The organism is Mycobacterium gordonae (assembly GCF_001417955.2).
Lineage (GTDB): Bacteria > Actinomycetota > Actinomycetes > Mycobacteriales > Mycobacteriaceae > Mycobacterium > Mycobacterium gordonae_B.
Window position 1 is genome coordinate 15,889 of the sequence record NZ_LKTM01000257.1, and the last position, 14,955, is coordinate 30,843.

The window sequence follows — 14,955 nt, forward strand, 5'->3', positions numbered from 1 at the left end:
CCTCTGTCTTCACCCGCACATCGGGCGCCTGAGAGATTCGGCGCGGCAGGCGCCTTTCCCCATCGGCGGACGGTGACCAATATGGGTCGCCGTCACTTTCCAGAGGCATCGTTGTCTCGGGCGGTCCGGGTGCCTGAGAGGTTGACGGAGAGGTATTGCTCCTTCGGCGTCCGTAGCTGGCGGCCACGGAACTCTCCCGCGCGAGGGCGATGCGGAAACCAGTTTACGCCGCCGGGCAGCTAGCCGATCTTGCGGTCGCGGTGCTTGCGCCGGGAGGCCAGCTCGTCCTCGGGCGCAGCGATCGATTCGCCGCCGTCGGCCCGCTCACCCGGGAAGTCGGCGATGACGCCGGTCAGCTCGCGCATCGCCCCCGAGACGGCGATGCCGAACACGCCCTGGCCGCCCTGCAGCAGGTCCACGACCTCTTCGGCCGAGGTGCACTCGTACACGCTGGTGCCGTCGGAGAAGAGAGTGATGTTGGCCAGGTCCTGCACGCCGCGCTGGCGCAGGTGGTCGACCGCGACCCGGATGTTGTGCAGCGAGATCCCGGTGTCCAGAAGCCGTTTGACGATTTTGAGGACCAGGATGTCTTTGAACGAGTAAAGCCGCTGGCTGCCCGACCCGGCCGCGCTGCGGATGGAGGGCACCACCAACGAGGTGCGGGCCCAGTAGTCCAGTTGGCGGTAGGTGATGCCGGCGATCTGGCAGGCACTCGGTCCGCGGTAACCGACCAGTTCGTCGGGCACCGAATCGTCCGGGAACAACCCGGGCTGGACGGGTTCGGCGGCGCTGTTGTTGGCTTTCGGCGCGGTGGCCGGGTTTTCAGCAAGATCCAGCTGTCCTTGACGTGGCTGCTCGCTCACGGTGCGTCCTCTCGCCGATCGCGCTGTTGTCACTAGCTGCGGCACTGGCTGCCCCAACAGCCACGTTATCTCAGGTTCGAGTGTTTGAGAGCATACGCTGTTCGGTGGCCGCTGTGCTGTGGTCGATCATCAACTCGTCAACAAAGTATGGCTGCCGCCCGGATCAGTCGGCGATATCTGCCAGGCGTGTCGACAATCCGTTGTGTGATATGAGACGCATCCGTGACATGTGGGGGGTACCCGCGCAACACGGGCGTGCGCCGGTCAGGTCGCCTTGAAGTCGTCCGGGGAGACGCTGTCGAGAAACTCCTTGAACTTCTCCACCTCGTCCTCACGGACGGCACTGCTGGACTCTTCGTCACCCTCGTCGGGAATCAACAGACCGGCCTGGGCGAGAACGTCCTCCTCGACGTAGATCGGGACACCGACCCGCAGGGCGATCGCGACCGAATCCGACGGCCGGGCCGACACCTTGATGTCGCGGTCGAAGATCAGGTCGGCGTAGAACGTGCCTTCCTGTAAATCGACGATGCGCACCTCTTTGAGCGAATGCCCAAGTGCGGCAATGAGATCCCTGATCAGATCGTGAGTCAGCGGACGGGGTGGCTCCACCCCCTGTTGCTCGAGCGCGATGGCCGCGGCCTCCGACTGGCCGATCCAGATCGGCAGATAGCGGTCACCGTTTGCCTCGCGCAGCAACAGCACCGGCTGGTTCTGGGGCTGCTCGACGCGAATGCCGACAACACGAACTTCACCCATCTGTGTCTGCCCTCCGCACGCGCTGCTGTGACTCAATTCGCCGAATACCAGCTGTCGAAGGAAGTCTAGTCCTCAGCGGTGCAGTACGTCGCGGACGGCGGACTTGATCAGTGAGGTGTGCAAGGTGATTGCCAGCGCGGCCACCTCTCGCGCCAGGTCGTCGGCACGGTCGCGTGCGCCGGCTTTGTCTGCCTTGACCAGCGGACCGGCGATCTGGGCGATCAGGTCCGACTGTCGGTCGGCCGCAGAACGGAACGCCCGCAGATGTCTGGGTTCGACGCCGTAATCGGCCAGCGCCCGCGCACATTGAAGAATCACCACGGCGTGTTCGTCGAAAAAACCGGCCGGGCCGGTGGTGATCACGCCGGCCTTCAGCAGGGCCGTCAGCAGCTGGTCGTCGACCCCCGACCGTTCCAGCAGGTCTTCGCGACTGAGCCGGATACGCGGCGGCGCCACGGAATCGGAGACCGCTTCGGAGCCGGCGCCGTCGGCGGCCGTGACCAATCGCGGTACGCCGTAGGGAGACCCGACCGCCGGCAGTTCCCCGTCGGGCAGCGCGTCCAGCTGAGCCCTGATCACCTTCAGGGGGAGGTAGTGATCCCGTTGCGCGGTGAGGATGAAGCGCAGCCGCGCACAGTCGTAGGCCGTGAACCTCCGATAACCCGACGCCGCGCGTTGAGGCGTCACCAGCCCTTCGGCCTCCAAGAAACGAATCTTGGAGATTGTGACGTCGGGAAAATCAGGTCGCAGCAAGTCCAGGACCGCCCCGATCGACATCCCGGCGAGCGCAGGGCTATCGGGCGCGGTCACTGGCCCCCGGATCCCCCGTCGTCGTCACCCTTGGGGCCGGTCAGGAATACCAGACGGAACTTGCCGATCTGAACTTCGTCGCCGTTGGCCAGCACGGCGGAGTCCACCGGCTCGCGATTGACGTAGGTGCCGTTCAGGCTGCCCACGTCGACGACGCTGAACTCGCCGCCTTCCAAACGGAATTCGGCGTGCCGGCGGCTCACCGTCACGTCGTCGAGGAAGATGTCGCTGTCGGGGTGCCGGCCGGCGGACGTGATGGCCTGGTCCAGCAGGAAGCGGGAACCGGCGTTGGGTCCGCGTTTGACGACCAGCAACGCCGAGCCCGCCGGGAGGCCCTCCACCCCGGACACCGAACTCTCGGTACCCGACTGAGCGGGCGCGTCCAGTTCGTTGAGGAAGTCTGCGCGGAAGACCGAGGTGGTCTCCACGGTGACTTCATCACTCTGGTCGTTATCCATTCCCGTCACCCGCTGCTCCTCACTGGCCGCTGTGGCGTTGTCTGACCGGGCCGTTCGGCCGGTCGCCCACTCGGATCTACCGCCTGTACTGCGCTGCTGTCCACTGCTTGAAATAACCGATGTCTTGACCGTACCGCGCACGGGTCGGCCGTGTGCCGACCCCTGCAGGATCCTAAGCCCGACATCCCGGCTTCTCCTAGATCTACCGAATCCCCCGACCGGTCCCGGATCCTGCCACGCAACGCTTTCGGGACCTTAGCAACCGTCATTCGGTCAGCGTGCCGCGGTACGCCTCAGCGTCGAGCAGTCCCGCGATCGCCGCGTCCAGTTCGCCGGCGTCGGCGCTGTCGACCTGGAGCTCCAGCAACCATCCTTCGCCGTAGGGATCGGAGTTGAGCAGCTGCGGTGTGCTCTCCAGCTCACCGTTGACCGCGGACACCTTGCCCGTGATCGGGGCGTAGAGATCGGACACCGACTTCGTCGATTCCACCTCACCGAACGAGTCGCCGGCACTGAGCTCGGCGCCCACATCGGGCAACTGAACGAACACGACGTCACCCAGCGCCGACTGAGCGAAATCGGTGATCCCGACCCGAACGGTGTCTTCCGCGCTGCGGCGAACCCACTCGTGTTCGGTGGTGTAGTGCAGATCGGACGGGATATCGGTCACGGTGATCCTGTTCTGGTCGGTGTTGGTTCACTTGCCGGGCTGAGCGTATTGGTGCGGTTTTGGTTGTCGCAAGGTGGTCACCTCGATGCGGTCGGCCTGCTGCACCGACATCCGGCCGCCCACCCGCTTGACGCTGTCCTCGGCCCCGCCCGGGATGTTCATGGCCGCGGCCAGCGTGGGCGGATCACCAATCGCCAGAATCGAATACGGCGGCGAGAACGGCTTGCTGTCGATGGTGAGGGCACCCGCCGAGCCGGTGACCCAGGTGTCGACACCGACCCGCACGGACTGCCGGGTGTCGTTGATCTCGACCGCCTCGGCGCCCGCCGCGCGCAGCTCGTTGATGACGTCAAGCATCACTTCGGGTGCGACGCCGGGCCCGGGATCCTCGATCTTCACGGTGACACCCGGACCGGTCGCCCCCACCGCGCCGGCCAGGATGGACAACGCGGCCAGTCTCGCCTGCGCGCTCTCGATCGCGGCCTGGTCGGTGTTGCCCGAGGCCTGCAACGCGTTCAGGGTGTTCTGCAGATCCGCCACCTCGGTGCTCAGCGTCGCCTCGCGCTGCCGCAACGAGTCCAGCAGTACCAACAGGTCCGCGGGACGGGCCGTCTCCAGGGAATCGCCGGATTCGTTCTGCCGCACCTGGGTAACGATCGCTATGCCCAGGACCAGGCACAGCAACACCGCCAGGCTGCCGAACACCAGTCGGGACCTGCCGCCGGTCAGCGCCGCCCGCATACCGGTGCGGCCGCCGTTCGAACGCTTTGCCGGCAGCTCGTGCCGCCCGTGCTGGACGGGCTTTTCGTCCTTCTCGTGGGGGTTCGGCTCAACGTCGGACATCTCGTCACGCTCCGAACAGCCGGCGGCGCAGCGCGGCCGCGTTGCCGAAGATCCGGATTCCCAGCACCACGATGATCGCCGTCGACAGCTGGGTGCCGACGCCCAGTTGGTCGCCGACGTAGACGATCAGTGCCGCGACCAGGACGTTAAACACGAACGAGACAACGAAAACCTTGGGGTCGAAGATCCGCTCCAGGTAGGCGCGCAACCCGCCGAACACCGCGTCGAGCGCGGCGACCACCGCGATCGGCAGATACGGCTGGATGACCTCGGGAACGCTGGGATGAAACACCAGCCCGAGCACGATGCCGATGACGAGCGCGGCAATACCGATCACTTGGGCCCAATCTCTCTGGCGAACTTGATGTCCCGGATCGCTCCGGCCGGCAGAGCCAGGCTGTCGCCGAGGTTCACACTGACGCCTACCCCGTAGGAGGCCTCCAGCAGCCTAAGCCGACGCAACCCGGGACTGCGATCGAAGGTGTCCCGCATCGCCTTCGACGGGCCGACCGCCAGGATGGTGTACGGACTGGTGGTCGGGTTGTTGTCGACCAGGATCGCGCCCCCGGCCTGCCGGATGGTCACGTTGGGCCCGATTCTGGCACCGTCGACCGAAATGGCTTCCGCGCCACTGGCCCACAACGAATTCACGACGAGTTGCAGGTCGCGGTCGAGGATGATCTGCTGACTACCGCTGACCCGTTGCTTGGACGCGTCGGACAGGTTCGGGCCGGCGCCGGGGTCGGTCACGGTCACCGTCAGGCCGGGCCCGGTCACCGGCGTGCTGGCCGCCGCCAGGCTGAGCGCGTCCAAACCGTTCAACAGCCGTTGGCCCTCGGCGTCGTCCGCCAGAGCGAGGCGCTGCACCTGATCGACCTTGGCCGCCAGCGCGCTGCGCTGCTGGGCCAGCCGGGTTGCCGTGGCTTGGGTCAGACGCACATTGGAGGCCAGCAGCTGCTGCGCGGAGCGAACCCCGGGAGCGACCGAGCGGGCCTGGGCGACGGCGGCGGCGAACACGGCCGCCACCAGGGTCGCGGCCAGCGCCTGCCACAGCCACCCGAACGCGCGCTCGCGCCGGCTCTCGGGTTCGGCGCGGCGCTCTCGTTCGGCGGCCGCCGCCGCGTAGCCGGGGTCGAGATGTTCGGACAGCAGCGCGCGCAACAGGGACGGCACCGGAATGCGTTTGGGGCGGGCCGCATCGTGGGTGCTGAAGCCGGCGTTGGGGTCGTAGCCTCCCAGCAGCCGGTCGGGCTCAGCCACGGCTGACCTTCGGCATCCGGCGCATCACCAGGACCATCTGCACGATGTAGAGCACGAACGCCCACAGGTACATGTACAGCCCCCAGATCAGAAACGCCCAGCCACAGGCCAGCACGACGCGGCTCCACAGCGCGTCCCACTGCCCCAGCAGCACCAGCGGGAAACCGGACATCAGCGCGAACGTCGCGGCCTTGCCCACATAGGAGACCGGCAGCGCCGACAGCCCGCGGCTCCACAGCAGCGGCAGGGTGCCGGCCAGCGCCGCGTCGCGGGCCAGCAGCGCCAGCACGAACCACCACGGGGCGATGCCGCTGATCGCGAAGACGATCGGCACGGTCACCATGTAGAGCCGGTCGACGGCCGGATCCAGCAACATGCCCAGCCGCGACTGCTGATTGAGCAGTCGGGCGATCTTGCCGTCCGCCCAGTCCGAGAACCCGCTGAACATCAGGATCGCCACCGCCCAGCTGAGGGTGTGAGTGACCAGCATCAGGTAGACGAAGACCGGGATCAGGCCGAGGCGGACGACGCTCAGCACATTGGGCACCGTCAGGACCCGGTTCTGCGCGAGCACTGGCTCCATGTGCCGTGACATTAGCCCGGAACCCGCTCGACCGTGAAGCTGGCTTCACCGTCGGACACGTGCGTGAAGCCAGCTTCACGCACGGCGGAGGGAGGACTCAGCGGAAGACGCCCGGCAGGCTCAGGGTGGACAGCGTGTCGTCAGACAGCGGGTTGTCATTGACCATGTAGGTCCACGTCGACGTCGGGCGGGCCAGCTTGGACAGGTCCAGACCCGGCTCGTCCTCGAGGATGTTCGCCGTCTCGAACGTCTGCTGCGCCGCCTCGATGGCGTCGGCGGCCAGCGACGCGAATGCGTCCACCGCCATCCGGTGGAATTCGTCGAGCGGGTTCTGGCGCCCGAGCGCGCGCAGGTGGATGCTCTCCCGGATGTCGGCCAGGTAGGCCAGGTGATCGGCCCAGCCGCGGTCGAGGTGATACAGCATGATCAGCCGGCAGATCTTCTCCAGGCGTTCCTCGGAGATCTCCTCGCGCAGTTCCTTGTATCGCTTGGGTGCCAGCTCCTCCAGCTCCTCGCGCGCAGTCGGCGTGCGCAGCAAGGTGTTTCGCCGATCGACGATGATGGCGCGCTGCTGGGCGATGAGCTGGTTGTAGCGCCAGGTATTCGCGTGCACATCGAGCAGCCGGCCCTCGGCGACCCGCTGTGCATGGTCGAGCAGAGTGTTGGTCTTCGGGCTGAGAATGCGGCCGTCCTCGTCGGTTTCAGTGGGCAGCTTGTTGCTGTCGAGATTGGCCGCCACCACGTCGTCTTCCCAGCTCGAGAAGAACACCGACGACCCCGGGTCGCCCTGACGCCCGGCCCGGCCGCGCAGCTGATTGTCCAGACGTTCGGTGTGGTGGCGGCCGGTGCCGACCACATGCAGCCCGCCCAGCTCGGCCACGCGGTCGTGGTCGGACTCGTCGGAGCCGCCCAGGCGGATGTCGGTGCCGCGTCCGGCCATCTGGGTGGATACCGTGACCGAGCCGTAGGTGCCGGCCTCGGCGATCACCTGGGCTTCTTCGGCGTCGTTCTTGGCGTTGAGCAGCACCGCGGGGACATTGCGCCGGGTCAGCCGCTCGTACAGGTCCTCGGATTCGGCGACGTCGCGGGTTCCGACCAGGACGGGCTGCCCGGTCTCGTGTACTTCCGCGATGTGCTCCACGATCGCGTCGTTCTTGGCGGCGGCGGTGATGTAGACGCGGTCGGACTCGTCCTCGCGGATGTTCGGGGTGTTGGGCGGTATCGGCGACACCCCGAGCTTGTAGAACTGGCGCAGCTGCTCGCCGGCGGCCAGCGCGGTGCCGGTCATGCCGCAGACGGTGGTGTAGCGGTTGATCAGCGCCTGCACGGTGATGGTGTCGAGAACCTCGCCGGTCTCGGTGGTCTCGATCCCTTCCTTGGCCTCGACGGCCGCCTGCAGGCCGTCCGGCCAGCGCTGCAGCTGGGCGATGCGACCGCGGGACGAATTGATGAGGTGCACCGCGTCATCGCGCACGATGTAGTGGACGTCGCGCTGCAGCAGCACATGGGCGTGCAAAGCGACGTTGATCTCGGTGAGCGTGGTCCCGACGTGTTCCTCGGAGTACAGGTCGATGCCGCCGAGCGCCTTCTCGAGCTTGCGGGCGCCCATCTCGGTCAGGTGCACGTTGCGGCTGTCGGCGTCGGTGGCGAAGTAGTCGTCGGCGTTCTTGTGGTGGACGAGCTGGCCGACCAGCTTGATGATCTCGAGCCGCGGCGTCTCGCGGTGGGTAGTGCCGGCGAGCACCAGCGGCACCAGGGCCTCGTCCACCAGCACCGAGTCGGCCTCGTCGATCAGCGCGACGTCGGGGTTGGGTGACACCAGGTCGTCGACGTCGGTGACCAGCTGGTCGCGCAGCACGTCGAAGCCGATCTCGTTGACCGACGCGTAGGTGACGTCGCAACCGTAGGCCGTTCTGCGTTCCTCGCTGGTCGACTCGGCGGTGATCCAGCCGACCGTCAGTCCCATCGCCTCGATCAGCGGTCCCATCCACTCCGCGTCCCGGCGGGCCAGATAGTCGTTGATGGTCACCACATGCACGTGCCGCCCCGCCAGCGCGTAGCCGGCCGCGGCGATAGCCCCGGCCAGCGTCTTGCCTTCGCCGGTGGCCATTTCGATCACGTCGCCGGCCAGCATCCGCAGCGCCCCGAGCAACTGCACGTCGAACGGACGCAGGCCGGTGGCACGCTCGCCCGCTTCCCGGGCGATCGCCAGGAACTGCGGGATGTCGGCGGAGTCCGCCAGATCGTCCAGGTTGAGCAGCCCGGCGGCCTTACGCAGCTTCTCGTCGGTGAGGTCGGCGGCTTCCTTCTCGTACTCTTCGGAATCGGTCACCACGGCCATCGAGCGGCTGCGGTTCTTTTCCGTCGTGGCGCCGAGCAGGCGCCAGAAGCGGCTGCTCAGCCGTCCGGGCTGGGAGCGGGTGGTCTTCGGCACAGCCCCACGGTACGCGGTTGGCATCAGGCCAGGTTGGATCGGCGCGGGTAGGCGACGCTCGGGTCGGTGAGCACGTTGACCACGGCGGGCAGCCCGCTGGCGAAAGCGCGTTCCAGGGCCGGGCGCAGCTCCGCGGGCGCCGCCACCAGCTCGCCGTGGCCGCCCAGCACGCGTGCCACCTCGTCGTAGCGGGTTCCCGGGCGCAGCTCGGCCACCACCGAATAGCCGTACAACGCCTCCATCGGGTGCTTCTCCAGCCCCCAGATGCCGTTGTTGCCCACCACCGACACCACCGGCACCCCGTGCCGGACCAGGGTGTCCCACTCCATGCCGCTGAACCCGAACGCGCCGTCACCCTGCAACAGGACCACCTGACGTTCGGGGTGGGCCAGCTTGGCCGCCAGCGCGTAACCGGGGCCCGATCCCAGACACCCGAAGGGACCGCTGTCCAACCAGCAGCCGGGCTGGTAGCTGTCGATCACCCGGCCGGCGTAGGACCCGAAGTCGCCGGCGTCGATCACGACGATGGCGTCGCGGTCCAGCAGCGGAGCCAGTTCGGCGTATACCCGCATCGGGTGCAGTGGGATGCGGTCCTCGGCCAGTTCGGCCCGCTCCAGGTCCCGCGCAGCGGTCTCGGCGGTGCGCAGTCCGTCGATCCACTCCTGGTGCCCAGGCGTGCCCGATCCGGCCAGTGCGGACAGGATCGCGGTCAGGTCGCCGTACAGCTCGGCGGCGACCGGACGCGGATGGGCGCGCCCGGGTCGGGCGCGGTCGACGACGACGAGCTGGGTGTCCGCGCCGAAGACCCCGCCGAAGCCGAGCCGGAAATCCATCGGCACCCCGACGATCAGCGCGACATCGGCTCCGCCCAGGGCCCTCGAACGCGCCCGCGAGAACGCCAGCGGATGGTCGGCGGGCACCACACCGCGGGCCATCCCGTTCATCAGCACCGGGATGCGCAGCTGTTCGGCGAGCCGCAGCAGCGCGGTTTCCCCGTGCCCCCACCACACGTTGGTACCGGCCATGATCACCGGACGCTCGGCTTTGGACAGCAGGTCGACGGCCCGATCCAGCGCGTCGGCGTCAACAGCGGGCGGCTCGGGCAGGTCGCTCAGGGTGCCGGGGCGGCCGTCGTCCTCGGACACGGAGAACACGTGATCCATCGGGAAATCGACGAATCCGACGCCCGACGGGGCCCCGACCGACGCCCGCAGCGCCTCATCGAGGAGCGAGCCGGCGTCCTGCGCCGACTGTGCGGTGGCGGCGAAGCGGGACAGCGGCGCCACGAACGGCACGTGGTCGATCTCCTGCAACGAACCCATCCCCCAGCGACCTGCCGGTGCCCGGCCGCCCAGCACCACCAGCGGCGACTGGTTCTGCTGCGCGGCAGCCATGGCGCTCATGCCGTTGGTGATGCCCGGGCCGGCGGTCAGGGCGGCCACCCCGGGCACCCGGGTCACCTTGGACCAGCCCTCGGCGGCGAATGTCGCCGTCTGCTCGTGGCGGGTGTCGATCAGGCGGACACCCTCGTCGCGGCAACCGTCGTAGATCGAGAACAGATGTCCGCCGGACAGCGTGAAAAGCGTGTCGATGCCGCTCGCCCTGAGCCGGCGGGCGATGAGTCGTCCGGCGTGCACGGTCTGGGCTGGGGCGGCTTCGGTGGTCATATTCGCAGCCTATCCATCCGCTTCGGGTACCTTCGCCGGAGGATTTCTGTTGCTCAGCCGCGCAGAACACCTCGACCGTGAGGAGACAAGGCCGTGGGTCCGAAGCCGTTTACGCCGTCGATCGACTGGTCACACGCGCTCATTGATTCGTTGCGGTGGACCGCCATCGCATGGTCGATCAGTGCCGTCGCCCTCTTGTTCGCGCTCGTGCTGTTCCGGTTCATCACGCCGTGGGGCCGGCAGTTCTGGCGGATCACAGGCGGGTATTTCACCGGTCGCCACAGTGTCCGGGTCTGGCTGATGTTCGGTGTGCTGCTGCTTTCGGTGGTGCTGGCGGTACGGCTGAATGTGTTGTTCAGCTACCAGGGCAACGACATGTACACCGCCCTGCAGAAGGCCTTCCAGGGTGCCGCCGGCGACAATGATGTCGTCAAAAACTCCGGTGTGCATGGCTTTTGGATGTCGATCGGGATTTTCAGCATCATGGCCGTGATCCACGTGGCCCGGGTGATGGCCGATATCTACCTGACCCAGCGGTTCGTCGTCGCCTGGCGCGTCTGGCTGACCGACCACCTCACCGGGGACTGGCTCGCCGGCCGCGCCTACTACCGGGACCTGTTCATCGACGAAACGATCGACAACCCGGACCAACGCATCCAGCAGGACATCGACATCTTCACCGCGGGAACGGGTAACGGGCCGAATCAGCCGGGGACCGGAACGGGAAGCATTCTGCTGTTCGGCGCCGTGCAATCGGTGATTTCAGTCGTCTCGTTCACCGCAATCCTGTGGAACCTGTCCGGCACGCTCACCATCTTCGGGATCGACTTCCCCCGGGTGATGTTCTGGACGGTGATCGTCTACGTGCTCATCGCCACCGTCATCTCGTTCATCATCGGCCGTCCGCTGATCTGGCTGAGCTTCCGCAACGAAAAGCTCAATGCCGCTTTCCGATATGCGTTGGTGCGGGTGCGCGACGCCGCCGAGGCGGTCGGCTTCTACCGCGGCGAGCGGGCCGAACGCACCCAGTTGCGTAAGCGTTTCACCCCCGTCATCGACAACTACCTCAAGTACGTCAACCGCAGCGTCGGCTTCTATGGCTGGAACCTGGCGGTGAGTCAGGCGATCGTGCCGTTGCCGTGGTTGATTCAGGCCCCTCGATTGTTCGCCGGCGCAATCGATTTCGGTGACGTCAGTCAGACGGCGTCGTCATTCGGCAATATCTCGGACTCGTTGTCGTTCTTCCGTAACGCTTACGATTCGTTCGCGTCGTACCGGGCGGCCATCATCCGGCTGCACGGCCTGGTCGAAGCCAACGAGCAAGGGCGGGCACTGCCGTCGGTGTTGGCCCTGCCGAGCACCGACGGGTCGGTGCAGATCGACAACGTCGAGGTGCGCAAGCCCGATGGCGACCGGTTGATCGACCCGTTGGATGTGCGTCTGGAGACCGGCGACTCGCTGGTGATCACCGGCCGCTCCGGATCGGGCAAGACCACCCTGCTGCGCAGCCTCGCCGAGTTGTGGCCGTTCGCCACCGGCACCCTGCACCGCCCCGGCGGCGACAACGAGACGATGTTCCTGTCCCAGTTGCCCTATGTGCCGCTGGGTGATCTGCGTTCGGTGGTGTGCTACCCGCTGTCGACCGAGGATGTCTCCGAGGCGGAACTGCACGACGTGTTGACCAAGGTCGCTCTGGCTCCGCTGATCGCGCGTCTCGATGAGGATCAGGACTGGGCCAAGGTGCTCTCGCCGGGTGAGCAGCAGCGGGTTGCGTTCGCCCGGATTCTGCTCACCAAACCCAAGGCCGTCTTCCTCGACGAGGCCACCTCGGCGCTGGACCCGGGCCTGGAGTTCGCGCTGTACAAGCTGGTGCGTACCGAGCTTCCGGACACCATCCTGATCAGCGTGAGCCACCGCCCCACCGTCGAGCAACACCACAAGCGGCACCTGGAACTGCTCGGCGAAGCGCAGTGGCGGCTGGGGCCGGTCGAAACCAAGGCGGCCCCCTCGGAAGTCACCTAGTCGGCGTCTGACAAAGCTCGGTGCTCCGTCAACTCTTGAGCGAGCATCACGATGATGCCACTGGGACCGCGGACGTAACTGAGCTTGTAGGTGTTTTCATAGGTCGCCACGCCGCGCAGCGGATGGCATCCGTGCCTCGCTGCGATCTCCAGAGCCCGGTCGATGTCGTCGACTGAAAACGCGACGCGGTGCATACCAATCTCGTTGGGAAGGGTGGGTTCAGACTCGATCGCTGCCGGGTGGATGTACTCGAAGAGCTCAAGTCGGCCGTGACCGTCCGGGGTCTCGAGCATCGCGATGTTGGCGTGGTTGCCATCGAGGCCGACGGCGGTCTCGGTCCACTCACCGCTGACCGTGTCACGGCCCACGACCGTGAGACCGAGATCGGTGAAAAAGGAGATCGTCGCTTCGAGGTCGCGAACGGCGATGCCGACGTTTTCAAGTTTGATGGCCACGTGCTGCACGTTACGACGATGGCCTGCCGCCCGCCGGGCCGCGTGCGCTCCGGCTGGGTCTGACGGCGCCTACGCGCCCGCCGCCCGCCGGGCCGCGTGCGCTCCGGCGCGGCGCCCGAAGAAGGACCCCTCCCCCAGCTGCGTTCCACTGGCATAACCCTTGCCGTCCTGAGCGATGTTGGAGGCACAGGCTCCGGCCGCATAGAGCCCGGGGATCACACTGCCGTCAGCCCGCCGCACCTCACCGTCGACGGTGACCGTCAGGCCGCCCATGGTGAATCCGGAGTACATCGCCCGCCCGAGCGACAGATCGAACACCGCCCAGGGGCTTTTATCTTGCGGGGCAAGGTATTCAGGCTGCTTGTGGAAGTCCGGGTCCGCACCCTTCGCGGCGGATTCGTTGTAGCGCTGCAGCGTTTGCGCGAGGTTGCCCGTGGGGATGCCGAGTGCGGTCTCTATTTCGGCGACTGTCTCGTACCCGTCCAGAAACTTGATCAGCGGCAACTCGGGCATCTTCATGTGCGTCTCGTCGACAATCAGATACGCGGTCTGCTCGGGCTGCTCGAGCACGAACGCCGAGGTGCGCGAGTGATAGGAGTCCTCGGCGACGAAGCGTTTGCCTTCCTTGTTGACGATGAGACCGGTCAGCAGGATCTCCGGCGGATAGGCCGCCGCCGTGATGAACAGCTCGTCCATGTTCTTGGTGACGCCGCCCGCCGACACACCGAGCCGGATGCCGAGTCCGTCGTCGTGGGGGTTGCCCAGGATGTAGGGCGCAACCAGACCATGGTGTTTAGTGCGCCGCGGCTGACCGAGCGCCGGCGTGTGCTCGGCGACCATCTCGGGGTTCATCGCGAAACCGCCGGCGGCGATGACGACAGCCTTCGCTCGCACGGATCCGGTCTCGGAGAACCGCTTCCAGCTCGCGCCGACGACTGCGCCGTCGCCGTCGACGATGAGGTTGGTCACCCCGGTTTCGTACTGGACCTGCACGCCGAGTTCGTCGGCGCGCTTGACGAGCAGGTCGATGACCATTGCGGCACCGCCCAATTCGCCGGGCACCGGCACGGAATGCCCACGCGGCGCCGGCTTGGCCTGTTCGCAGTACGGCCACACTTTCTCGTTGCCGGTATAGCTGAGCCCCTCGGTGCCCGGCGGCACCACAACCTTGCCGGGGTAGTAACTGCGCTCGAACTGAAAGCCAAGTGCCTCAAGCCAATTGAAGTGCTCGACACTGTCGTCGCAATAGCTGCGGATCTTGTCGAGTTCAGGCTCGCGGGACACCGCGACCAGGTACTTGTACATCTCCTCGGGCGAGTCGTCCTGATTGGTCGCCTGTTGTACGGCAGTGCCGCCACCCAGGTAGAAGTGCCCCCCGGCCATGGAGGTGGTGCCCCCCGCGGCCGCGGCGCGTTCCAGAATTAGCACCCGGGCACCCGCGGCGGCGGCGCTGACCGCTGCGCACCCGCCGGCGATGCCGAAGCCGATCACGAGCACGTCGACCTCATCCGACCAGGACTCGACCGTGTCCGCGCTGACCGTCGTTGGAATGTCGGTGCTCACCGCTGCTCCTGTTTTATGTAGTCGTAGAACGCTTTGATCTCGGGCGAGAGGTACGCGATCTCCACAAACGGGACCCCCGCTTGCGGCGCGCTGACATAAGCGAAGTGGATGCCACCGGGCATCACGCCCTGCTGCACCACCTCGGCGTCGTGACGGGCCGCGTCGGCCAGTGCGGCATCGAAGGCCTCAAGCGATTCGGCCTCCATGCAGATGTGATGCAGACCCGGGCCGTGGTCGCGCAGAAACTCACTATAGATATTCTCCCCGCGGACCGGAGCGATCAGCTCCAGCTGCATATCCCCGAGGTAGCTCAGCGAGATGCCGGCGACGAAATCGGCCGGCTCGCCCCGCAGCCGGCAGGTGTCCGGCGAGAAGTGGACATCGGGTATCCGCACCCACTTGCGGGCACCTAAAAGCCCGGTGAGGGCCGTTTCTGTGGCATCGAGGTCCGGCGTCACCCAGGCGATCTGGATCGGTGACGCAGCGAGAAAGTTCATCGTCTCGCAGACTAGCGCAGCCCGAGGTCAGCTGAAAGAACGGGGAAAGACTTTGCCGTGGCCGTCTGTGC

At 66.7% G+C, this 14,955-nt stretch carries 15 protein-coding genes and 1 riboswitch; of the genes, 1 reads left to right on the forward strand and 14 read right to left on the reverse strand.

Going from position 1 to position 14,955, the window contains the following annotated elements; all coding sequences use genetic code 11:
- Positions 1-111 precede the first annotated feature (111 nt).
- Positions 112-209, reverse strand: a riboswitch (glycine riboswitch).
- Between the two features lie 30 nt (positions 210-239).
- The 11 genes from AO501_RS18515 to AO501_RS18565 all read right to left on the reverse strand — a co-directional run bounded on the left by AO501_RS18515 (position 240) and on the right by AO501_RS18565 (position 10,347).
- A complete protein-coding gene (locus tag AO501_RS18515) occupies positions 240-863 on the reverse strand; it encodes a MerR family transcriptional regulator (RefSeq protein ID WP_055579102.1) in 624 nt (207 codons plus the stop codon).
- 264 nt (positions 864-1,127) lie between these two features.
- A complete protein-coding gene (locus tag AO501_RS18520) occupies positions 1,128-1,622 on the reverse strand; it encodes a bifunctional nuclease family protein (RefSeq protein ID WP_055579103.1) in 495 nt (164 codons plus the stop codon).
- 72 nt (positions 1,623-1,694) lie between these two features.
- Positions 1,695-2,432, reverse strand: a complete 738-nt coding sequence (locus tag AO501_RS18525; protein ID WP_055579104.1) for a MerR family transcriptional regulator — start codon at positions 2,430-2,432, stop codon at positions 1,695-1,697.
- Positions 2,429-2,890, reverse strand: coding sequence for a glycogen accumulation regulator GarA (gene garA / locus AO501_RS18530; RefSeq protein ID WP_120792861.1), 462 nt, complete (start codon positions 2,888-2,890; stop codon positions 2,429-2,431). Before garA ends, AO501_RS18525 begins: the two co-directional genes overlap by 4 nt.
- Before the next feature lie 265 nt (positions 2,891-3,155).
- Entirely contained in the window at positions 3,156-3,560 is a 405-nt protein-coding gene (gene gcvH, locus AO501_RS18535; protein WP_055579106.1) for a glycine cleavage system protein GcvH, read from the reverse strand.
- Positions 3,561-3,587: 27 nt separating this feature from the next.
- Positions 3,588-4,403 (reverse strand): DUF881 domain-containing protein, encoded by an 816-nt coding sequence (locus AO501_RS18540; RefSeq protein ID WP_055579107.1) that lies wholly within the window; start codon positions 4,401-4,403, stop codon positions 3,588-3,590.
- Between the two features lie 4 nt (positions 4,404-4,407).
- Complete coding sequence (locus AO501_RS18545) at positions 4,408-4,740, reverse strand: small basic family protein (protein ID WP_055579108.1); 333 nt, start codon at positions 4,738-4,740, stop codon at positions 4,408-4,410.
- Positions 4,737-5,663, reverse strand: coding sequence for a DUF881 domain-containing protein (locus AO501_RS18550; RefSeq protein ID WP_055579109.1), 927 nt, complete (start codon positions 5,661-5,663; stop codon positions 4,737-4,739). Before AO501_RS18550 ends, AO501_RS18545 begins: the two co-directional genes overlap by 4 nt.
- Positions 5,656-6,246: a CDP-alcohol phosphatidyltransferase family protein gene (locus AO501_RS18555; RefSeq protein WP_055579110.1), complete on the reverse strand. Its 591-nt coding sequence runs from the start codon at positions 6,244-6,246 to the stop codon at positions 5,656-5,658. Before AO501_RS18555 ends, AO501_RS18550 begins: the two co-directional genes overlap by 8 nt.
- A 97-nt stretch (positions 6,247-6,343) precedes the next feature.
- Entirely contained in the window at positions 6,344-8,680 is a 2,337-nt protein-coding gene (gene secA2 / locus AO501_RS18560; protein ID WP_055579111.1) for an accessory Sec system translocase SecA2, read from the reverse strand.
- A gap of 23 nt (positions 8,681-8,703) precedes the next feature.
- Positions 8,704-10,347, reverse strand: coding sequence for an acetolactate synthase (locus AO501_RS18565; protein ID WP_055579112.1), 1,644 nt, complete (start codon positions 10,345-10,347; stop codon positions 8,704-8,706).
- A gap of 93 nt (positions 10,348-10,440) precedes the next feature.
- Between AO501_RS18565 and AO501_RS18570 the strand changes: the two genes are divergently transcribed.
- The gene (locus AO501_RS18570) at positions 10,441-12,369 is read left to right on the forward strand and encodes an ABC transporter ATP-binding protein/permease (RefSeq protein WP_055579113.1); all 1,929 of its coding nucleotides are present in this window, start codon (positions 10,441-10,443) and stop codon (positions 12,367-12,369) included.
- On the opposite strand, the gene AO501_RS18575 is transcribed toward AO501_RS18570, so the two are convergent.
- The 3 genes from AO501_RS18575 to AO501_RS18585 form a co-directional block, all read right to left on the reverse strand.
- Positions 12,366-12,824, reverse strand: coding sequence for a VOC family protein (locus tag AO501_RS18575; protein ID WP_055579139.1), 459 nt, complete (start codon positions 12,822-12,824; stop codon positions 12,366-12,368). The genes AO501_RS18570 and AO501_RS18575 overlap by 4 nt on opposite strands.
- 69 nt (positions 12,825-12,893) lie before the next feature.
- On the reverse strand, positions 12,894-14,387 hold the full coding sequence (locus tag AO501_RS18580) for an FAD-binding protein (RefSeq protein WP_055579114.1): 1,494 nt from the start codon (positions 14,385-14,387) through the stop codon (positions 12,894-12,896).
- Positions 14,384-14,884 carry a VOC family protein gene (locus AO501_RS18585; RefSeq protein WP_055579115.1) on the reverse strand — a complete coding sequence of 167 codons (501 nt, stop codon included), beginning with the start codon at positions 14,882-14,884 and terminating at the stop codon, positions 14,384-14,386. Before AO501_RS18585 ends, AO501_RS18580 begins: the two co-directional genes overlap by 4 nt.
- Positions 14,885-14,955: the final 71 nt, after the last annotated feature.

Coding starts and splice junctions, on each gene's coding strand:
- AO501_RS18520 (WP_055579103.1), bottom strand. CDS start 1,622: ATGGGTGAAGTTCGTGTTGTCGGCATTCGCGTCGAGCAGCCCCAGAAC.
- garA (WP_120792861.1), bottom strand. CDS start 2,890: ATGGATAACGACCAGAGTGATGAAGTCACCGTGGAGACCACCTCGGTC.
- AO501_RS18540 (WP_055579107.1), bottom strand. CDS start 4,403: ATGTCCGACGTTGAGCCGAACCCCCACGAGAAGGACGAAAAGCCCGTC.
- AO501_RS18555 (WP_055579110.1), bottom strand. CDS start 6,246: ATGGAGCCAGTGCTCGCGCAGAACCGGGTCCTGACGGTGCCCAATGTG.
- AO501_RS18565 (WP_055579112.1), bottom strand. CDS start 10,347: ATGACCACCGAAGCCGCCCCAGCCCAGACCGTGCACGCCGGACGACTC.
- AO501_RS18585 (WP_055579115.1), bottom strand. CDS start 14,884: ATGAACTTTCTCGCTGCGTCACCGATCCAGATCGCCTGGGTGACGCCG.